Below are 21,051 nucleotides of genomic sequence, written 5' to 3'. Positions count from 1 at the left end.
TATGTTACCCATCCTTACAAACCCGTGTCACCCATTCGGGGGAAGCGTGTTGCAAACGAAACATCCGGCGCGTTCGACGTCACGAGCCCGCACAGCGATGGCGTGAGCGCCGGCGCCGGCTACGGCTACGGCTACGGCTACGACTACGGCAACGGTGGCGGCGAGGGCACCGGCGACTGCCCTCGGGGTGCGGCGATCAGCGCGCGGTCACCTCGGCGCTGAAATCCCGCTCGACAGTGCGCACCTCGACCTCGCTGAGCACCCCGTCCTCGACGGTCACAATCATCAGGGTGCACCGCGGCTGCCGACGACGATCGGTGGGCGACCCGGGGTTCAACAGCCGCATGCCGCGCGGCGACACGGAGTCCCAGGGGATATGGCTGTGCCCGAAGATGAGCACATCGACATCGGGGAACGCGACATCCGCTCGCTTCTCGCGCCCCGTCGCCGCCCCCGTCTCGTGGATGACCGCGAATTGAAGCTCGTCGAGCTCGAAGCGCGCCACCTCGGGCAACCGTTCGCGCAGCTCGCCGTGGTCGTTGTTGCCATACACGCCGACAAAGCGCGGCGAGAGGTGTTCGAGCACGTCGAGGGTTGCGACATCCACCCAGTCGCCGGCGTGCACGACGAGGTCGACCTCGGCGATCGCCTCGACGACGGCGCGCGGCAACCGCGGGGCCCGGGCCGGAATATGCGTGTCGCTGATGAGCAGGAGCGTGTGGCGCGTCATCCCTTGCGCCCCTGCGTGGCGATGCCCTCGACGAAGTAGCGCTGCCCGAACGAGAAGATGATGAGCATCGGCAGAGTGATGAGCAGAGCCGCAACCATCACGTATTGGTAGTCGCCCTGGCCGCCGTTCGTCGGCGAGTACTTGGTCATGGCATAGGCGAGCCCGAGGGGTGCCGTGAACTGCTCGACCGAGCCCGCGTTGAGGTAGATGAGCGCGGCCTGCAGATTGTTCCACGACGCCTGGAACTCGAAGATGAACACGATGATGAACGACGGGATGCTGAGGGGCATGGCGATGCGTGTGAACAGCTGCCAATTCGACGCCCCGTCGAGCCGGGCGGCCTCGAACAGCTCACGCGGCAGGCCCAAGTAGAACTGCCGCTGCAGGAAGATGTAGAACGCCGACCCGAACAGGTTCATGCCGAAGAGCGGCACCCACGTGCCGATGAGGCCGAGCTCCTTCCAGATGAGGTACTGGGGGATCATCGTGACGGCGCCCGGCAGCATCATGGTGGCGAGCACCAGGCCGAAGAGCAGGCCGCGGCCCGGAAAGCGGAAATAGGCGAAACCGAACGCCACGACCGAGCTCGAGAGGGCGACCAGGCCCGCGGCGAGCAGCGCGATGATGAGCGAGTTGCCGAGCCAGTTGAGCAGCGGCAGCTGGTTCCACACCTCGGCGTAGTTGTCGAACGTGAGGGTTTTGGGAATGAGCGCGTTGTCGAAGACCTCGCCGCGCGGCTTGAGGCTGGCTGCCAGAAGCCACACGAACGGGTAGAGGAACAGCAGCGCGAAGATGACGAGCACGGCTCCGAGCAGCAGGCGGCCGACGAGGGTCTGCGGGCCGCTGCGGCGAGGGCCGGTCAGGCGAGGGCGGCGACGATGACGGTCGTTTCGGGATGTCTCGGGCCCGGCGTTCTGGGCGAGTGCGGGATCGGCGAGCGCACCGGCGGCGAGCTTGGCGGCATCCGAACTGGGCTGGGTGACGCTCATCAGCGGTCATCTCCCTCGTAATAGACGAATCGGTTGCCGAATTTCACCTGCACGAGCGTGATGAGCAGGATGATGACGAACAGCAGCCAGGCCATGGCGGCGGCGAACCCGAAGTTGAACTGACGGAACGCCTGCTGGAACAGATAGACGGCGTAGAAGAGCGACGATTCGGGCGACGAGCTCGACTGGTCGCGCCAGAACAGCAGATACGCCTGGTCGAAGACCTGGAACGCGGCAATCGTCAGCACGATCACGTTGAAGAAGATGGCGCCCGAGATCATGGGCACCGTGATGCGGAAGAACGTGCGGATGGGGCCGGCGCCGTCGAGCGAGGCCACCTCATAGAGTTCGCGCGGCACGTTCTTCAGCGCCGCGAGGAAGATGACCATGGTTCCGGCCACGCCCCACAGCGTCATGATCACGATCGACGGCTTGACCCAGGCGGGGTCGATGAGCCACTGCGGCCCCTCGATGCCGAAGATGCCGAGGAACTGGTTGATCGCTCCCGTGTTGCCGTTCAGCAGGAGGAGGAACACGGCGGCCGTCGCCACGGTGGGCGTCATCTTGGGCAGGTAGTAGAGGGTGCGGAAGAACCCCGCGCCCCGGCCGACCTTGTCGAGCAGCAGGGCGAGCACGAGCGCGAAGGCGATCTCGAGCGGAACCGCCATGACGGCGTAGAAGAGCGTGTTGGCGAGCGAGACACCCACCTTGGGGTCGGAGAAGAGGGCCTGGTAGTTCGCGAAGCCCACGGGCGTGGAGGTGTTGGCCGCCAGGTTGTAGCGGCTGAACGAGATGACCAGGCTGTAGGCCATGGCGCCGACCGTGAAGATGAGGAAGCCGATCACCCAGGGGGCGATGAACAGGTAACCCGAGAGGGCTTCGCGCCGGTCGTAGCGATCGCGATGTGGTTTCGGTTTCTTGGCCGTGCGGCGTCCGCCGGGGCGACCGGGGGTGCTCGGCGAGGTGCTCTCACCATCCGGGCCGGTCGGATCGTCGCCGGTCGGGTTGGTCTTCGGTGTGACGACCGTCATGGGTTCTCCTGGGTGTGCTGTGGCGGCGCACGGGCGCCAATGCCGTTCCACCGAATGTAGAAGCGCTTCATCTCCCCGACAAGGGAGTGATTCTCGCGGGAAGACGATCTACACTGTTGCTCCCCAACGGGGGACACGCCCGCTCCCGAACGGGTGACACGGCCGCACGACCGCTCATATTCCGGACACGTCGCCTTCACCTTTCGGTCGTCTATGCGCAACCTGTGAGCCCGAGAGTGCGAACACGGGCCGAAGCGCAGCCGCTCCGGCCGGTCATCCACCGCGCGCCCGACGCCCGGATTCTCGTTCGTTCCCACTCGCCCCGGGGGAGTCATGGCGCCAGGCGCTCGCATCGTATTCACGTCGTTCGCCGCACGCACGGACCCCATGCTCGCTGCCTGGTCGAGGTTCCAATCAGAACTCGACGGCGTGGATGCTCGGGCCCCGCGTTCCGGCGACGCCCCCGAGTCGCTCGGCACGACGACTGCGCGGGGGATGTCGCAGCCCGACACCCGTGCGCAGCTCGACGCCCGCGCCCCGCTCGACGCCCGCAGTCAGGCCGACGCCCGGACGAAGGCCGCCCGCGCGCTCGCCGAACCCGCGGTCGTCTGGCGCCTCCTCGCCCCCAACAACCGCGAGCTTGCCCGCAGCGCCCACCTCTATCGCACCATCGCCGACGCCGAACGTCACGCGGTGCAGCTGCAGAACACCGCCGATGACCTCGACGTGACGCTCGTGCTCGGCCCGCGTCCCGGCATGCGCGGCTGGGTGGCCGCGTCCCGCGGGGTCGTCGTGCTGACCTGCGGCCGGTGGTACGGGGGAGCGGCCGCCAACAGCGAATCGGCGGCCGCCGCCGTGCAGCTCATCGCCACGGCCGCGATCGCGCGCTCACCCGGCTCCGCCGCGGCCGCCCTCGTCGGATCTGCCTAGTCGTGTTGCTGTCGGGGCGCTGGAAGCTGGGGGAGTTGCTCGGAACGGGCGGCTCGGCATCCGTGTATGCCGCGACCGACCAGGCCGGCACAGACCAGGCCAGCACCGACCAGGCCGGCACCGACCAGGCCAGCCGCACGGAGAACGGCGGCGCTGCGTCACCGAACCCCGCACCCCGCGTAGCGCTCAAGGTGCTGCACCCGCGCTTGTCGGCCGACGAGGCGCTGAGGGAGGCGTTCTTCGCCGAGGCCCGCGCGACCGAGGGGCTCAGCCACCCGGGAGTGGTGTCGGCCATCGCCACGGGCGTGCACCGGTCGGACGACGAGGAGCGCGCCTGGATCGCCTTCCCCTTCCGTGAGGGACGCTCACTCGCCGAGACGGTGAACGACGACGGGCCCCTCACGGTGCCCGACGCGTTGGCGCTCGCCGCCGACCTCGCCCGCGCCACGGCCGCCGTGCACGCCGCCGGACTCGTGCACCGCGACATCTCGCCCGCCAACGTGCTCGTGCACCGCCGCGCCGACGGCACGCTCGACGTGAGCCTGATCGACTTCGGCCTCGCCGACGCACCGGGCAGACCCTCGACCGGCAGCGACGTGCTGCGCTCCAGCGCCGACCCGGATGCCCCGCACGGCGTCCTGGGCAACGCCGAGTACGTCTCGCCCGAACAATCCATCGCCGCCCCCGTCGACGAACGCGGTGACGTCTACCAGCTGTCGGCCGTGCTCTTCTTCGCCCTCCTCGGACACGCCCCCTACGTCAGGCCCACCCCCGAACGCACCATGGCGGCCCATCGGGAGGCGCTCCCGCCCGTGCCGTCGGCTGAGAACTCCCGCATCCCCGGCGAGGTCGACCGCGTCGTCGTGCGCGGCCTGGCCAAACACCCCGACGACCGGTGGCAGAGTGCGGAGGCTTTCGCCGAGGCCCTCGAGCGCATCCGCGTGCGGCGCGGCTGGGCGGGCGCACCGGGTGCACAGAGTGCACAGAGTGCACGAAGTGCACCGGGTGCAGCGGATTCCTCGGTCACGAAGCGATTGCCGGGCTCGGCGGCTGGTCTCGGCGGCGCGGTCGCCGGCGCCGCTGCCACGACGACCGCCTTCCGAACGCCCGCCCGACCCCTCGACGCCCCGACAGCGGCGGCCGAACCCGACGACACGGGCCGCCCGCTCTGGCCGTGGGTGGCCGGTCTCGTGGTGCTCGCCACCGTCACCGCGATCTGGGTGGGCGCGGCAACCGGGGCGCCCTCGTCCTCGGAGGCGGGGGAGACGCCGGCCCCGAGCGCCACGGCAGCCCCCGCACCCGCGCCGAGTGCGTCGACACCCGCGCCCCTGCCATCCGATCTGTCTGCCCCGGCGCCCGCCGCCACCGCGACCGTCCCCGAACTGGCCGGGGTCTCGCTGGCCGCCGCCGAACGCCTGCTGACGGCCGCCGGGCTTCTTCCCGGAGCGATCTCGCGGCAGGATTCGCCGCTCGCCGCCGACGCTGTGCTCTCGTCGGGATCGCCGTCGGGTGCGGCCGTGCCCGAGGGAACGGCCATCGACCTCGTCGTCGCCTCCGGATCGAACGCCGTGCCGCCCGTCACGGGCCTCACCTCGCAGGCCGCCGTGCAGGCGTTGCAGGCCGCGGGTTTCGCCGTGCGCCTCGACAGCCGCGCCGTCACTTCGCCCGCGCAGGCCGACATCGTGCTCGAGGCGTCGCCGGGCGAGGGGATGCGCGAGACGACGGGCTCGGTCATCCGCCTCATCGTGGGTCACAGCGTGCCAGGGGCGGGCACACAGCCCGGCACCCAACCGGGCACGTCCCCGACGACCCCCGCCAACCCGGGCACCCCCAAGCCGGCGAACCCGCCCGCCACGACGGCTCCGACATCCGGCGCCCAGGCACCACCCCAAAGCGGGGGACGAGGCTGATGTTTCCGGGCCTCACGCGCCTGTTCCTCGTCTCGGGGCAATGGCTCCTTCACCTCTGCGACGCCCGCCGTTCACCGAACGACCGGATCGTGTGCATGCGGCGCGATGCCGGAACACCGAACACCCCCCACCGAAAGTGCTCATGAAACGAGACGACGACTTCGTCACCATCGAAGAGGTGCTGCTGGCCGACGCCCGCACCGACGTGCTGGTGGCCGGCACGCCCAGCAAGGCGTCCGGCCGCCGCTCCCTCGCCACGGCCCTCTCCGGCCCCGACCAGGCGCTCCGCATCGTCGGCTACTCGGCCGGCGCCACGACCGTCGGCATCATGCTGCTCGTGGGCCTCTTCCTGGCCGTGCGCGCCGGCGACGCCCTGCGCGTGGCGGGCCCGTCGTTCCTCGTCGAGCAGGCCTGGTCGCCCGAGACGCAGAAGTTCGGCATGGCGGCCATCCTCTTCGGCACGTTCTCGATCGCGCTCGTGGCCATGGTCATCTCGGTGCCGCTCGCACTCGGAACCGCCCTGCTGATCTCCGAGATCGTGCCGCCCAAGGTGCGCCAGTTCCTCGTCACGATGGTCGACCTGATGGCCGCCGTGCCGAGTGTCGTCTTCGGGCTGTGGGGCGCCTTTTTCTTGCAGGCCGCGATCATCCCGGTCTCGCAGTGGATCTCGACCTACCTCGCGTTCATCCCGATCTTCCGCGTGGATGACGCGTCGGGCACCACTCTCACCGAACCGGCCGCGTTCACGGGTTCGGCGTTCATCGCCGGCATCGTGGTGGCGTTCATGGTGGTGCCCACTCAGACGTCGGTGATGCGTGAAGCTTTCTCGCAGGCACCGCCGGGGGAGCGCGAAGGTGCATTCGCGCTCGGTTCCACCCGCTGGGGGATGATCAAGGCCGTCGTCCTGCCCTTCGGGCGGGGCGGCATGATCGGTGGCACGATGCTCGGCCTCGGCCGCGCGCTCGGCGAAACGATCGCGGTGTACATGATCATCTCCCCGGTGTTCACCATCAACTGGGAGGTGTTGAAGACGGGCACCAACTCGGTGTCGGCCCTCATCGCCCTGCGCTACGGCGAGTCGAGCGAGTTCGGACTGTCGGCACTCATGGCTGCGGGTCTCGTGCTGTTCCTCATCACGCTCGTCATCAACTTCACGGCGTCGTCGATCGTCGCCCGGTCGCGCTCCGGCGCAGAGACGAGCTGATCGTGAGCGATCTTCTGACCAGACCCTCGGATGTCGCAGCCGACGACGAGGGCCGCGACCCGGTCGTCGCGCCCGCCCGCACGTTCATCCCCGATGCCACGGGTGTCGAGATCGGCGAGCGCCGCCGCATCCGCCAGTCCACCATCGACGACAAGTTCAACCTGCTGGGCTCGCTCCTCGCGGGCGGGGCCATCGCGAGCCTGCTCTTCGGCTGGTTCACGCCCATGACGGGTGCGATCGGCTGGGGCGTCGTCGCGTTCCTCGCCTTCATCGGCCTCTACGCCCTGCTCGTCTCGCTGCGCGCCGACCGCCAGCAGGTGCGCGACCGCGTCATGACCACGCTGCTCTACAGCGCGGGCATCACGCTCTTCGCGGTGCTGGTGTTCATCGCCGTCTACACGCTGGCGCGCGGCAGCGAGGCCCTGCCCCACCTCAACTTCTTCACGCAGACCATGGAGCTCGCCGGGCCGCTCGATCCGCTGAGCATGGGTGGCATCATCCACGCCATCGTCGGCACGCTCATCCAGATCAGCATCGCGCTGGCCATCACGGTGCCGCTCGGCGTGACCACGGCCGTGTTCCTCAACGAGGTCGGCGGGCCGTTCGCCCGGTTCGTGCGCACCATCGCCGACGCCATGACGGCCCTGCCCTCGATCGTCGCGGGCCTCTTCGTCTATGCCGCCATCATCACCCTGATCACGCACCAGCGCTCGGGTTTCGCCGCGTCGCTCGCCATCACCGTCATGATGCTGCCCATCGTCATCCGCGCCTCGGATGTCGTGCTGCGCCTCGTCGCGGGCAACCTCCGTGAGGCGTCCTACGCTCTTGGCGCGTCGCGCGTGCGCACCATCTGGCACGTCGTGCTGCCGACCGCGAAGTCCGGACTCGTCACGGCCGTCATCCTCGGCACCGCCCGCGGCATCGGCGAGACCTCGCCCGTGCTGCTGACGTCGGGCGTCACGGCCGTCATGAACACGAACCCCTTCGAGGGCCCGATGATCTCGCTGCCGCTGCAGGTGTTCGACTTCGTGCGTTCGCCCGAGCCCAACATGATCGCGCGTGGCTTCGGCACGGCGGCCGTGCTCATCGTGCTCGTGCTGGCGCTGTTCTTCGTGGCCCGCATCATCGGCGGTCGCGGGCCGGGCGTCTTGACCGACCGGCAGCGACGCGCGGCGGCCGCGGCCTCGGTGCGCGACACGCAGCGCATGGCCCACCAGATGGCCGACCGCGAGATCGAGCAGCGCGCGTCGTCTCCCGTGTACACGTTCGTGCCCGAAATGGCCGACGACACCGAGGATGCCGCGACGCACGAGCGCGCCCACGCGCCCCGCACGTTCGTCAACCCGAACTTCCCGGCGGCCACCCCGGCCGCCGCCCCGCAGAACCCCGAGCTCGACTCCGAGCCGAACCCCGAGCAGAACCCCGAGCAGAACCCCGAGCAGAAGGAGTCGTCGCTGTGACGCGCTTCACCCGCACCATCCGCATTCTCGTCGCCGGCCTCGTCGCCGCCTTCCTCCTCATCGGGCTGATCGGCGGGCAGGGCGCCGCCCCGGCTCTCGCCGCCTCCTGGACGCCCATCACGGGTTCGGGGTCGACGTGGTCGCAGAACGCCCTCGACCAGTGGCGCAAGAACGTGGCCTCGAACTACAGCATGACCATCAACTACTCGGGCGTCGGCTCGTCGGCCGGCCGCCAGGACTTCATCAACCAGCGCGTCGACTACGCGGTCTCCGAGATCCCGTTCCAATCGAAGCCCGAGGACGGCTCGGCCCCCGAGAAGCCCACGACCGGGTTCGCCTACATGCCCATCGTGGCCGGCGGAACATCCTTCATGTACAACCTCAAGATCGCGGGCAAGAAGGTCACCAACCTGCGCCTCGGCGGCGAGACCGTCACCAAGATCTTCACGGGCGTCATCACCAACTGGAACGACCCGCAGATCGCGCAGGACAACCCGGGCCTCGCCATGCCCGACAAGAAAATCATCCCCGTGGTGCGTTCCGACGGCTCCGGCTCGACCGCCCAGTTCACGCTCTGGATGTCGAAGCAGTACCCGGGCCTCTGGGATGCCTTCTGCAAGGTCGCCGGTCGCACGACGCCCTGCGGCCTCACGTCGCAGTACCCCGTCACGGGCAACGCCAAGGGCCAGAACGGTTCGCTCGGCGTCTCGGGCTTCGTCAAGCAGGGCTACGGCGAGGGCGCCATCACCTACGTCGAGTACTCCTACGCGATGAAGTCCGGCTTCCCGGTCGCCAAGGTGCTGAACAAGGCCGGCTACTACGTCGAGCCCACGGCATCCTCGGTCGCGGTCGCGCTCCTGCAGGCGCAGATCAACACCAATCAGGGTTCGGCCGATTACCTCACGCAGATCCTCGACGGCGTCTACAACAACGGCGACAAGCGCACCTACCCGCTCTCGAGCTACTCCTACATGATCGTGCCGACGGCCACCACCAACTCGGTCACCGTCGAGAAGGGCAAGACGCTCGGCGCGTTCGCGAACTACATGCTCTGCGAGGGCCAACAGCAGGCCTCGGCGCTCGGCTATTCGCCGCTGCCCATGAACCTCGTGCTCGCCGGTTTCGAGCAGATCAAGCGCATCCCGGGTGCGGATGCTTCGGGCGTCGACATCAACAAGTGCAACAACCCCACCTTCAAGCCCGGTGACTCGCCGGGCAACAACCAGCTCGCGGCCACGGCGGCCCAGCCGGCCGACTGCGACAAGCAGGGCCCGAACCAGTGCACGACGGGCACGGCCGGCGCCAAGGAAGACACCGCGACCACCGGTGGCGGCACGGGCGGCTCGGCGACGGGCGGCAAGGGCGGCACCACGGGTGCGGGCGGCGCGGGTGCGGCCACCGACGGGGGAGCGGGAGCCGGCACGGATGCCGGAACCGCGGGTGGCTCGACGGGTGAAGCCGTCTATGACGCCAACGGTGCCCTGGTTTCGGGCGGCGGCACGGGCGGCTCGGCCGTTGCCACGGCGTTCGACCTGCCCGACGAGGGCTGGGGGTGGGCCCAGAACGGCATGCTGGCCGCCGGCATCCTGCTGCTCGGTGCCATCGTTCTGCCCCCGTTCCTGTCGCGCCGGTTGAAGCGCGCCCGCTAGGCCCCGCGACGCTGTCGCGGGTGTGCCCCCTGGTCGGGGGAGGCACCCGCGGCAAGCGTCAGCCTGCGGAGATGGCTCGTTCCGCACGCGTTCATCTGGCGGACACGAACCGCCCATAATTTCGTTCTCATCGGCCCCGTTCTGGCCACAGCATCTGGAGTACACCCCGTGACACACACCCGCTCAGCCGCCGCCCGGCGCCTCGTCTTGCGTCGCAACAGCGCCGCTCAGACATCCCCGCGCACCGGTCTGTTCACCCGAGGTTCGCTCGGTTTCGGAGCGGTCGTCGGCCTCGCGGTCACGGGTGTGCTGCTGCTGTCGAACACCATCGCGCCCGTCTCGAGCGCCCACGCCGACGCCAAGGGGCCCGTCACCATCGCGGCCGCCGAGCAGGACATCGACATCGCCAACGCGCCGTTCCCCGACCTGAAGGTCACGGTTTCGCAGACCGACGAGCTCGTGGCGCAGGGCGTGACCGTCAGCTGGACCGGCGGCAAGCAGTCCACGGTGCCCTCGGGCGACACGGGCGGCGAGAACTTCTTGCAGATCATGCAGTGCTGGGGCGACGACCCCGCGTCGAGCATCCCGGTGCCCGACCGCACGACGTGCCAGTACGGCGCCTTCAACGCCCCGGGTGCCACGCGCGACAACGCCATGGACGACAAGAACGTCGACGCGGCCGATAAGCAGTACACGGTTCCCGGCCAGGGCGTCCTCCGCCCCGCCTACTCGTCGATCCCGTTCCGCTCGGTCGACGGCAAGGTCGTGTCGAGCATCGTCGACGGCAAACAGGTCGACGTCAACGTGAACCAGAACGAGTTCTTCGGCCCCTACACCTCCAACGAGGTCAAGTGGGCCGGCTCGGGTTCCGGCGGCAACGGCTCGGCCAAGTTCGAGGTGCAGACCGCGCTGCAATCATCCGGTCTGGGCTGCGGCAACCCCGTCGCGCAGGCCGACGGCTCGAAGAAGGGCAAGGCCTGCTGGCTCGTCGTCGTGCCGCGAGGAACCCACGACGCCGGCGAACAGCACGTCACCAAATCGGGCCTCTTCGCCGACAACTGGAAGCACCGCATCGCGTTCCGCATGGACTTCAAACCCCTCGGCATCTCGTGCGAGCTCGGCCAGGCCGAACGTCAGCTCTCGGGCTCGGAGCTCGTCGCGGGCGCCGTGGCCTCGTGGCAGCCCACCCTCTGCGGCGCGCAAAGTGGCGCGACCTACACGATGAGCGCGGGCACCGAGTCCGACGCCCTGCAATCGGCCAGCCTGTCACCGGATGCTTCGGCCCTCGCCCTGACCTCCCGCCCGCTGGCCGGCCCCGACGGGGAGAAGGTCGAGGATTCGCTCGCCTATGCGCCCGTCGCCCTCGCCGGCGTCTCGGTGTCGTTCGCCATCGACCGCCAGCCCGTCGACAACGGCACCACGCCGCCCGCCATCCTGGCCAAGACGGGTCTGCCCTACGACAGCATGAAGCTCACGCCGCGCCTCGTCGCCAAGCTGCTCACCAACTCCTACCTCGACGCCCTGCCGACCCTCGCCGACAAGAAGCACCTCGGTTTCGAGAGCACCGCGAAGCCCGGCAAGAACGCCCGCAACCTCACGTTCGACCCCGACTTCCTGGCGATCAACGACGCCGACTGGAAATCCGAGTCGCTCGTCAGCCCGTCGCTCTCCGACCTGCTCGTGCCCCAGGGCCGATCGGATGCCCTCTACCAGCTGTGGCGTTACGTGATGGCGGATGCCGACGCCCGGGCCTTCCTCGACGGCACCCCCGACCCCTACGGCATGGTCGTCAACCCCTACAGCTCGACCTCCAGCACGAAGAACCCCACGGGCACGGGCCTCAGCTACCCGCGCGACGACGCGCCGAAGGCCGACCCCGTCGAGCAGCCCGAATCGCCGACCACAGGTGGCGTGGTCAACCTCGTCACGTGGCGGCCCTACACGAACGACCTCGACACGGGCGCCTACCTCACGCTCCGCGGCGACGGTCAGACGCTCGGGGCCTGGGACCCGCAGTCCGCTCCGCCGAAGTACGGCAAGAGCATCCGCAACCTCACGGGCTACCAGCGTGTGCTCGGGCTGACCGACACGGCGTCGGCCGCCAAGTACCAGGTGGTGCAGGCCTCCCTGCTGAACCCCGCCGGCCAGTTCGTGTCGCCCACGAGCGAGTCGCTGACCGCCGCCGCCGCGGCCATGACGCCGACGGCCACGCAGGCGCAGGTCTACGAATACGACCCCGCCGGCGAGCAGGCGAAGGGTGCGCCGACGGCCTACCCGCTGGCCATGCCGGTCTACGCCGCCGCCTCCCCGTCGATCGCCGACGAGGCCCAGCGCGCCGACTACGCCGCGTTCATTCGCTATGCCGCCACCACGGGGCAGAACCCCGGCACCGACAACGGAACGCTGCCCGCTGGCTACGCGCCCATCCCGGCCGGGTGGCAGGACCAGGCCGTGCGCGCCGCCGCCGCCATCCAGTCGGGTGGGTGGCCGCCCGCCGAGGCCCCGACGGGTGCCGGTTCGGACGGCAGCCCGACCCTCGACGGCTCGGGCCTCGGGGATGGCGCGCCCACGGGCTCGTTCGCCAACACCGGCTCGACGGGCGGCTCGGTCGATGCGGCCTCCGCGAGCACCGACCCCTCCGCCACGGGCGACCTGGCCGCCGACCTCCGCGGCCCCATCACGCCCGACGACCCCGCCCTCGGCTCGATCGGCTTCGCCGTGCCCGTCGGCGTGCTCACGGGGCTGGCCTCCGCCCTCGCGGTGCCGCTCCTCTCCCGCCTCAGACGCCGCTTCTGAGGCCCACACTCTTGGACCCCGTCGAACAACCCGCCGCCGGCGGAATCGACGCCGAGTCGGCCCTGCTTCTCCGAGCATCGGTCGAAAAACCCTCCCGAAAGGAAACGCAGTGAAGACGAAGAAGGCTGTTGCGCTTTGCGCAGCCCTGGGCGTGGCCGTCGCTGGTCTCGCGCTCGCTACACCCGCCAACGCCGACCCGGTGTCGAACAGCTACGTGCTGGTCGGCTCGGACACCCTGCAGGATGCCGGTAACGCCCTCGCCAACGGCACCACGATCACGGGCTCCAACGTGCGCGTGACCGCCAACGGCAACACCATCGGATCGTTCGACGCATTCGGTTCCTCCGCCATCCAGGCCAAGTCGGGTGGAGCCTACTTCGCTCGTCCCGCCGGCTCCGGCGACGGCGTCAAGGCGCTCAGCCGTTCCATCGACGGTGGAAACTTCAGCGTCTCGGGCAACACCACGCCCGCCGTCGCCATCCCCGGCCAGGTCGACATCGCCCGTTCCTCCTCGGGCCCCGGCGCGCTGGCGAACAACAACGGCGCCCTCGCCTACATCCCGTTCGGCCGCGACGCCGTCTCCTACGCCTACCAGGGTGCGGGCCTCGACCAGCTGAGCGCCGCGACGCTCAAGCAGGTCTACGAGTGCACCGTCACGTCGGTCGGCGGCGTGCCCGTCACGCCCGTCCTTCCGCAGGCCGCCTCCGGCACGCGCAAGTTCTTCCTGACCGCCATCGGCAACCCGACGCTCGGCTCCTGCGTGCAGCAGCCCGGTTTCGCCGAGAACGACGGCACCGTGCTGACCGGCGACGGCCAGATCATCCCCTTCTCGGTCGCCAGCTGGGTGGCCCAGAAGTCGGGTGCCGGCCAGAACCGCACCGGCAACGCCGTCCTCGGTTCGACGCAGGGCTCGGTCGCACCGACCACCGGCACCGGTGCCGCAATCGCCCCGAACGCGCCGTTCTACGCCAACACCACGTGGGGTCGCGACACCTACGTCGTCGTCGAGCAGGCCCGCATCGACTCGACCAACCCCAAGTACGACCCCGCCCTCGCGGCCCTCGTCGACAGCACCAAGACGAAGAGCCTCACCAACTTCAACTCCGGCGCAGCCACCTCGGGTGCCGTCAAGAAGAAGTTCGGTTTCCTCGCTCCCTCCAGCACCGTCCCCCTGCGCGCCAACCTCTCCTAACCCGCTCCACCTCTGCCCAGAAAGGCAATCATGTTGAACAAAACCGCCATCCGCGTCGCCGCGGTGGGCGTCATGGCCGCATCGCTCATCGGAGCTTCGGTCACGGCAGCTTCGGCTGCACCCGGACTCAACGGCTCCGATGCCGAGGTCTACATCTACGACGCCGGTGAAGAGACGCGTTTCCCCGCCGGCACCGTCCACGACTGGGATGCCGAGCTCATCGGTGTCGGTTCCGCCACCGACGCCTACGGCCGCTTCCAGTGCTCGCCCGACACCGAGTCCACCCGCACGTTCATCGCGCCGCGTGGCCAGGAGCGCACCATCAGCGCCTGGACCGCCTACGCCGACGGTGGCTTCATCCCCGGCAGCAACAAGGAAGTCCAGCAGTTCCCGGCGAAGCTGAGCGGCCAGATCCTCGGATCGGCCAGCCAGGTCAAGGCCAACGGTGGCGAGTACTCGCTCGGCATGGCGTGCCTCATCTACAACGGTGTCGCCCTCGCCAAGTCGGGTGTGTTCTACGCTCCCATCACGGTCGAAAAGGGAACCGGCAACTGGACGGTCCAGGAGCCCACGGGCACCACGACCCCCACCGAGCCGCCGGCCGGCGCCCAGACCGGTGACATCGACCTCGAGGCCGTCGTTCCGGCCCCGACCGATGGCGCCCTCAGCCTGAACGTTCCCGCCGGCGCCAAGGCGACCATCGGCAACGCGACGGTCGTCGACGGTGTCTCGACCGCCACGGGCACCCTGCCCGCCTTCACGGTGGCCGACGCCCGCGCGGCGTCGAAGCCCGGCTGGGACCTCACGGCCACGGTCGCGGACTTCACCAACGCCGCCGCCAACGCCACGATCGACAAGAAGCAGCTCGGCCTCAAGCCGTCCGCGTCGGTCGCAGCCCCCGCCGGCATCTCGCTGGGCGCCGAGCAGAAGGCCGGTTCGTCGGTCTACCCCGCCGCCTTCGCGACGAGCGCAGCCGGCACCGCCGTGGCCAACCTCACGCTGGGAGGCGAGCTCACGTTCGTCGCCCCGAGTGACAAGCCCGCGGGAACCTACACCTCGAAGATGACGCTCACGCTCGTCTCGAAGTAGCCCCACCGGGGTGCGGGGGCGGTTCTTCGGAGCCGCCCCCGCACCTGCGTTCCCTGCACCTCCGCCCCCGCACTGGGGGCACCCTGTAGCCTCCGGCCCGTGGCCGTTAACGTCTGGTTCAACATTTGGCCAGACCGGGGCCAACTCCGTTTGGACGAATGTACTGTGCCCATTTTTGCCCGTAGCCGACGCACGTCACGCGCCGCCTCCACGATCGTTTTGCTGCTCGCGCTGCTGGGCGGTTCGCTGTCGACGGGGGCCGTCTCAGCTCACGCCGACGACACCGACGGCATTTCCGGAACGCCCTCCGACGGGCAGGGTCAAGACGACCGCTCACGTTTCAGCTACCAGGCATCCCCGGGTCAGCACCTCGAAGACTCCTACCTCGTGCGCAACACCGGCACGACGCCGCAGACCATGCAGGTGTTCGCGACCGACGCCTACAACACCGAGGACGGCTCCTACGGCCTGCTCGACACGGATGCCGCGGTCACCGACGCCGGCAACTGGGTCACCTTCGAGGGCGGCCAGAAGAACATGAGCATCCCGCTCGACCCCGGTGCGTCTCAGGTCGTCCCGTTCACGGTCGACGTCCCCGCCGACGCCCGCCCCGGAGACCACGCTGCCGGCATCGTCATCTCGGTGCAATCCGCCGAGGGCCAGGTGCTCGTCGACCGCCGCGTCGCCACCCGCGTCTACGTGCGCGTGCCCGGTGACCTGCAGCCCGCGCTGACGATCTCGTCGCTCGAGGCGCACTACAACCCCTCGATCAACCCCTTCGACGGCAGCACCACCCTCACCTTCACGCTCAAGAACGCGGGCAACGTGGCCCTCGGGGCGAACCTCGTCATAGGAGTCAACGGCCTCTTCGGCATGACCCTCGGCGAGGTGAAGCGACAGGAACTCACCGAGATGCTGCCGGGTTCGACCCGCACGGTCACGGTCGACGTGACGGGTGTCGGGCAGTACGCCTATCTCAACCCTTACGTGAAGCTCGCGGCCGTCATCGATGCGGATGCTTTGAACCCCGGCCCCCTGCCCGCGACCAGTCGTGACACCGTCACCATCGCCTGGCCCATCTGGCTGCTGGTGCTCGCTGCGATCGCGCTGCTCGTGTGGCTGTGGCTGCGCTGGCGCCGACGCAGTGACGCAAAGAATGCCGCCGCGTGGATCGCCTACACCGAAGAAGAGGCGCGTCGGAAGGCCGAGGCCGAGCGCGGCGACGTGCCCGCTTCAGCCTCGGCTACTCCGCCCGCCGCCTCGACCACCGCGGGTCCGCCCGCCAGCCCGCTCCACCCGGAAGGACGCCGCTGAGATGCGCACGCCCCTGACCTCGACCTCTCGTCGTCTCTCTCGCACCCGCACCCGCACGAGCGGCGCGCTGACGCGGCGCCTGACCGTGTCGCTCTCGGCCGCCGGGCTGGCGACGGCGCTGCTCGTCGCTCCGGCGGTGTCGGCGACCGCCGCGACCGCAGCGTCCGCGACGGCAGTGTCCGCGACGGCAGCATCCTCGGTAACGCCGTCGATCACGAGCCTGCGCGCGCTGTCGGCACCGACCCCGACGCCCAGCCCGGGCAGCGGCATCGGCCTGCAGATCGACCTGCCCGCGCCCACGCAGCCCCCCGCGACCAACGCTCCCGGCAACACGGGAGGCGAGGGCACCTCGGGTGACGGCGGCCTCGGCACGGGAACGGGCGACGGCGCCGGTGGCTTCGGCGGCGGCTCGTCAGGCTCGGGCTCGGGCGGAACGGGCGGTGCGACATCCGATCTGCCCGGATCGACCGCCCCCACCAGCACCGACCCCGTGACCGCGGCCGACGAGGTCGACCTCGGCGGCGGCCTGTTCGCGGGCGGCATCTCGACGTCGTATATCCCGTCGCTCAACCCCTTCACGGGCGAGGTCGACGTGAAGGTCGGCGTGCGCAACGCCTCGAAGAGCACCATCGACCTGTCGGCCGACTTCTGGCTGGGCGGGCCGTTCGGCAACCGCCTGGGCGGAAGCGGCACGGTCACCGTCACGGGCCTGAAGCCGGGGGAGAAGCGCATCGTCTCGGCCGTCGTGCCCGGCGCCGGTCAGTGGGGCATCGTCAACGCGCACGCGACCATCACGCCGCCCGCGCAGATCGACGGTGTCGACACCAAGAAGGTGCAGCGCGACGCCATGGTCGTCATCCCGCCGCTCTACCTCATGGGCCTCGTGCTGTTCGCCCTGCTCGGCCTCGCCGCCTGGCGCATCGTCGGCTACGTCACCACCACCGTCGCGGAGAAGAAGTTCGCATGACCATCGCCGAAGAGCGCCCCGACGCCATCGAAGCCCCGCGCACCGATCTGCTGATCGGCCCGGGCGGACCGCTGGGCGCCGGTGACGACATCCACGAGCGATCGGGAGCCGCTGCCGGTCGTGCGCCGAAGCCTCCCCGCTCGGCGCGTCCGCCCCGCCCGCCGAAGCCCCCGCGTCGCGCCCCGCGCCCGCCGCGCCAGCTCGCGCCGCTCAGCCGCAACCAGGCGATCGCCCGCGGGGCCCTGTCGATGCTCGCGGCGCTGCTCCTCGGCTTCGCGATCAACCTCATGATCCTGAGTCACCTGCAGCACCAGGTGAACCAGCAGAAGCTACAGGATGCCTTCCGCGTGCAACTCTCGACGTCGGTCGCGCCCGTCTCCGAGGGCGACTCCGATGGCGCCCTGCTCGCCGACGGGGCGCCCGTCGCCCGCATCGACATCCCGGCGCTCGGCCTGAGCGAGGTCATCGCCGAGGGTTCCTCGTCGGGTGTGCTGCAGTCGGGGCCCGGCCACCGCCGCGACACCGTGTTGCCCGGTCAGCAGGGCATCAGCGTCGTCATGGGCCGCGCCAGCTCCTATGGCGGCCCGTTCGGCGGCATCCAGCGGCTCGCGCCGGGCGACCGCATCACGGTCGTGACCGGCCAGGGCGCCAACGTCTTCGAGGTCATCGGCACCCGTTACGCGGGCGACCCCGCCCCCGCGCCGCCCGCCGCCGGCCAGAGCCGACTCATCCTCGAGACCGCGCGCGGGGCGGCCTTCGTCCCGTCGGGTGTCGTCCGCGTCGACGCGCAGCTCGTGGGCGATGCGCAGCCCGCCGGAAAACGCCAGACCACGGCGATCTCACTGCCGCCCAGTCACAAAGAACTGGCCACCGACACGTCCACCGTGTGGGCCCTCGTCTTCGCGGGCCAGTTCTTCCTGGCGATCTCGCTGGGCGCCGTGTGGTCGTTCCGCCGCCTGGGCGCCCGCAAGACCTGGGTGGTGGCCGCGCCGCTCTTCGTGCTCGGTGGCCTCCTCGTCGCCGACCAGGTGACCCGCCTTCTTCCCAACCTCCTCTGACGAGTTCGACCCGAGAGAGAAACGCATGACAGACAACACGCCCGACCAGCAGCGCACCGAGATCCTCCCCACCCGCACGAGCCGTTCGCGGCGAGCACGGTCGGCGGATGTCGCAGCTCCCGTCGCCCCGCATCCCGTCGCCCCGCAGAGCACCGCCCACCAGCCCGGCGCTCAGCAGTCCGTGCCCGTGGCGCCTGCCGCCGCAGCCTCCGCCGAATCCTTCGGGTCAGCCTCCGCGGCACAGCCCGGGACGCAGTCCGGTTCGCCCTTCGCTCCTCAGCCCACGGGTTCGGCGCCCTACGCCTCCGGTGTGGACTCGGTCACGACCGTGCATCCGGCCTCCTACGACGCGTCCAACCCGTTCCTCACCAACACGCCGTTCGGGGGTCCGTCGGCCACGCTGACGGCGCCCCACGCTGCGGCCCCGGCATCCGCTCCGGGCTTCACACCTGCCTACGCTCCGGCCTCCGCGACGCCCGGCGCCCCGCCCATCCCGGCCGGTTTCGAGCAGGTGGCCCTGCACCCCTTCGCGGGTCTCGACCCCGCCCGGGCACCCCTCGCCGAACTCGACGCCCGCAACATCTCGGCCTGGTTCGGCGACCACCAGGTGCTCGACCGGGTGTCCCTCACGATGCCCGCGGGTGTCGTGACGGCACTCATCGGCCCGTCCGGATGCGGCAAGTCCACGTTCCTGCGCATCCTCAACCGCATGCACGAGCTCATCCCGTCGGCCAGCCTCGCGGGCGAGGTGCTCATCGACGGCGAGGACATCTACGACACCGGACGGCGCCTCGTCGATGCCCGCAAGAGCATCGGCATGGTCTTCCAGAAGCCCAACCCGTTCCCGGCCATGTCGATCTACGACAACGTCATCGCGGGCCTCACGCTCACGGGCACGCGGTCGAGCCGTGACGAACGCGACTATCTGGTCGAAAGCTGCCTCACGAAGGCGGGTCTCTGGAAGGAGGTTCGCGATCGTCTGCGCGCGCCCGGCGGCGGCCTCTCGGGTGGCCAGCAGCAGCGTCTCTGTATCGCGCGTTCCCTCGCCGTGAAGCCCCGCGTGCTGCTCATGGACGAGCCCTGTTCGGCTCTCGACCCCACGTCGACGCGCGTCATCGAAGAGACCATGCTCGAGCTCGTCAACGACGTCACCATCGTCATCGTCACGCACAACATGCAGCAGGCGCAGCGCGTGTCGGGCCAGTGCGCGTTCTTCCTCGCGACGCAGGGCCAGCCGGGCGCCATCGTCGAACACGGCGACACCGAGGCCATGTTCGACAGCCCGCTCGACTCCCGCACGTTTGACTACGTCAACGGTCGCTTCGGATAAACCCGGATGCGTGGCCGCGGTTTGCGTCCAGGCGCGGGGGACAGGGCGGGTGCGGGCGCGGTCACGACTGAAGATCGCATCCGGCCGGCCCCTGCGCCCGACACCGCGCCGGCCCCTGCGCCGGACGCCGCGCCGGTCAGGCGGCGTTCTTGTCGCCGGGATCCCGCCGTCGCGGCCAGACGACGTCCGCGATGAGCGCCACGAGAAGCAGACCTTGAATCCACGCGGTGTCCGTGCTGCTCGTCGCGACTTTCGTCACGAGCACGGCAGTGAGCGCCACGAAGATGAGGGCGGCGACGGCCAGGTAGGCCCCGGATCGCCGTTGTCGGTGCCCCACCCATCCGGTGGGCGGTTGCGGGGCCGCGGGCGACGAGCGATCACCCGAGAGTTCCTCGCTCATGGCGCGGCGAATGGTGGACCAGGTCGAGGATGGCTGGGCGACCGTCGCGTCGGGTAGCTCGTCGATGGTGACCCGCCCGTCGGCCACGTCGGCGAGGGTCGGCGGAGCCTGAAGGATCTCCGCCAGGCGCGCGAAGGTGCGCTCGTCGCTCTCGTCCCGACGGAACAGGATGCGCAACTGCTGGGCGCGGTCGGCATCGAGGCGCAGCGCGTCCGACCAGTCGGCGGCGTCGAGGTCGGTGTCGTCGAGCCGGTCGAGGTAGTCCGAGACGGTGAGCCCGTCGGCGTCGCGCAGATGTGGCACCGGGTCGAGGCGGCGCCAGTTCTGATCCCACGTGTGCAGCAGGACATCCCGCTTCACGCCGATGGCGGCCACACGGCTGCCACCCTGATGCCACATCGCCACGGAGCCGGCGGCCGCCCAGACGCCCGACTCGAAGACGTCGTCGGCCGAGCCGGTGGGCGCGAAAAGCCCCGTGTCGCCGTCGCGCACGAGATGCAGCGGCTGCCCGGCGCGACGGGCGAGAATGCCGCCGATCTCGCCGAACTCGGGCGTCCACCAGGCGAAGTTCTCGAGCACGCCTGTGGCGGGTGGGCAGGTCCGCTCGTCGCTGTCGTCGCTGTCGTCGCCCAGGTGGTACTCCACCTCGTCGAAGGAGACGGTGCCGCTCAGCGCCGTGGCGAGCGCGATCTTGACGGTCGTCGCCGAGACCGGGCGCCACGACAGCGTCACGCCGTCGGCCACGGCCTGCAACGGCTCGTCGTCCTCGGACACGAGGATGGTGCCGTGCACGAATCCGGTGCCGTTGCCGTTCACCTCGTCGGTCACGCGGGCGGGCAGTCGCAGCTCGGTGAGAGCCGCGACGAAGCGGTCGAAATCGGATGCCTGCTCGGTCGGCGCGCGCAGCGTGAGGGGTCGAGCGGGGGCGACGTTCGATGCTGAGGCCGGCTCGTCGTTCATGCGGGCCCCCTCCGTCGTCGTGCCGCCGCACCCTCGTGGTGC

At 70.0% G+C, this 21,051-nt stretch carries 17 protein-coding genes; 13 read left to right on the top strand and 4 right to left on the bottom strand.

The annotated features are described in order from the left end of the window. Positions 1–24 precede the first annotated feature (24 nt). Positions 25–222 carry a hypothetical protein gene (locus ACUWEX_RS08940; protein ID WP_143785367.1) on the top strand — a complete coding sequence of 66 codons (198 nt, stop codon included), beginning with the start codon at positions 25–27 and terminating at the stop codon, positions 220–222. Here ACUWEX_RS08940 and ACUWEX_RS08935 read toward each other — a convergent pair. Genes ACUWEX_RS08935 through ACUWEX_RS08925 form a run of 3 tightly spaced genes read right to left on the bottom strand, consistent with a single transcriptional unit; the run spans position 197 to position 2,750 of the window. Then, positions 197–730, bottom strand: a complete 534-nt coding sequence (locus ACUWEX_RS08935) for a metallophosphoesterase family protein (protein ID WP_445996002.1) — start codon at positions 728–730, stop codon at positions 197–199. The two genes, ACUWEX_RS08940 and ACUWEX_RS08935, sit on opposite strands and share 26 nt — an antisense overlap. Continuing rightward, positions 727–1,722: a carbohydrate ABC transporter permease gene (locus tag ACUWEX_RS08930; protein ID WP_407668758.1), complete on the bottom strand. Its 996-nt coding sequence runs from the start codon at positions 1,720–1,722 to the stop codon at positions 727–729. Before ACUWEX_RS08930 ends, ACUWEX_RS08935 begins: the two co-directional genes overlap by 4 nt. Then, positions 1,719–2,750, bottom strand: a complete 1,032-nt coding sequence (locus ACUWEX_RS08925) for a carbohydrate ABC transporter permease (protein ID WP_445996001.1) — start codon at positions 2,748–2,750, stop codon at positions 1,719–1,721. The genes ACUWEX_RS08930 and ACUWEX_RS08925 overlap by 4 nt, the downstream gene beginning before the upstream one ends. 333 nt (positions 2,751–3,083) lie before the next feature. On the opposite strand from ACUWEX_RS08925, the gene ACUWEX_RS08920 reads away from it, so the two are divergent. The 12 genes from ACUWEX_RS08920 (at position 3,084) to ACUWEX_RS08865 (ending at position 19,649) form a co-directional block, all read left to right on the top strand. Further along, complete coding sequence (locus tag ACUWEX_RS08920) at positions 3,084–3,680, top strand: hypothetical protein (protein ID WP_445996000.1); 597 nt, start codon at positions 3,084–3,086, stop codon at positions 3,678–3,680. Between the two features lie 2 nt (positions 3,681–3,682). Continuing rightward, on the top strand, positions 3,683–5,590 hold the full coding sequence (locus ACUWEX_RS08915) for a protein kinase domain-containing protein (RefSeq protein WP_445995999.1): 1,908 nt from the start codon (positions 3,683–3,685) through the stop codon (positions 5,588–5,590). A gap of 142 nt (positions 5,591–5,732) precedes the next feature. Next, on the top strand, positions 5,733–6,794 hold the full coding sequence (pstC, locus tag ACUWEX_RS08910) for a phosphate ABC transporter permease subunit PstC (RefSeq protein WP_079727743.1): 1,062 nt from the start codon (positions 5,733–5,735) through the stop codon (positions 6,792–6,794). A gap of 2 nt (positions 6,795–6,796) precedes the next feature. Further along, a complete protein-coding gene (pstA, locus tag ACUWEX_RS08905) occupies positions 6,797–8,254 on the top strand; it encodes a phosphate ABC transporter permease PstA (protein WP_445995998.1) in 1,458 nt (485 codons plus the stop codon). Further along, positions 8,251–9,903 (top strand): phosphate ABC transporter substrate-binding protein PstS, encoded by a 1,653-nt coding sequence (gene pstS / locus ACUWEX_RS08900; RefSeq protein WP_445995997.1) that lies wholly within the window; start codon positions 8,251–8,253, stop codon positions 9,901–9,903. Before pstA ends, pstS begins: the two co-directional genes overlap by 4 nt. Positions 9,904–10,071: 168 nt before the next feature. Beyond that, positions 10,072–12,699 carry a hypothetical protein gene (locus ACUWEX_RS08895; protein WP_445995996.1) on the top strand — a complete coding sequence of 876 codons (2,628 nt, stop codon included), beginning with the start codon at positions 10,072–10,074 and terminating at the stop codon, positions 12,697–12,699. A gap of 109 nt (positions 12,700–12,808) precedes the next feature. Continuing rightward, on the top strand, positions 12,809–13,891 hold the full coding sequence (locus ACUWEX_RS08890) for a hypothetical protein (protein ID WP_143785363.1): 1,083 nt from the start codon (positions 12,809–12,811) through the stop codon (positions 13,889–13,891). A 30-nt stretch (positions 13,892–13,921) separates the two neighbouring features. Next, on the top strand, positions 13,922–14,980 hold the full coding sequence (locus ACUWEX_RS08885; protein ID WP_445995995.1) for a hypothetical protein: 1,059 nt from the start codon (positions 13,922–13,924) through the stop codon (positions 14,978–14,980). A gap of 165 nt (positions 14,981–15,145) precedes the next feature. Then, positions 15,146–16,294, top strand: coding sequence for a hypothetical protein (locus ACUWEX_RS08880; protein ID WP_445995994.1), 1,149 nt, complete (start codon positions 15,146–15,148; stop codon positions 16,292–16,294). A gap of 1 nt (position 16,295) precedes the next feature. Then, entirely contained in the window at positions 16,296–17,261 is a 966-nt protein-coding gene (locus ACUWEX_RS08875; protein ID WP_445995993.1) for a hypothetical protein, read from the top strand. After that, positions 17,258–18,319 carry a sortase gene (locus tag ACUWEX_RS08870; RefSeq protein ID WP_445995992.1) on the top strand — a complete coding sequence of 354 codons (1,062 nt, stop codon included), beginning with the start codon at positions 17,258–17,260 and terminating at the stop codon, positions 18,317–18,319. Before ACUWEX_RS08875 ends, ACUWEX_RS08870 begins: the two co-directional genes overlap by 4 nt. A gap of 517 nt (positions 18,320–18,836) precedes the next feature. Next, positions 18,837–19,649 (top strand): phosphate ABC transporter ATP-binding protein, encoded by an 813-nt coding sequence (locus tag ACUWEX_RS08865; RefSeq protein ID WP_077053894.1) that lies wholly within the window; start codon positions 18,837–18,839, stop codon positions 19,647–19,649. A gap of 136 nt (positions 19,650–19,785) precedes the next feature. Here the strand turns inward: ACUWEX_RS08865 and ACUWEX_RS08860 are convergent, their stop codons facing one another. Continuing rightward, complete coding sequence (locus ACUWEX_RS08860) at positions 19,786–21,009, bottom strand: hypothetical protein (RefSeq protein ID WP_445995991.1); 1,224 nt, start codon at positions 21,007–21,009, stop codon at positions 19,786–19,788. Positions 21,010–21,051 lie beyond the last annotated feature (42 nt).

It is taken from the genome of Okibacterium fritillariae, assembly GCF_052783725.1.
The sequence above is the reverse complement of the archived record's forward strand: the minus strand, read 5'-3'. Positions and strand labels throughout refer to the sequence as shown.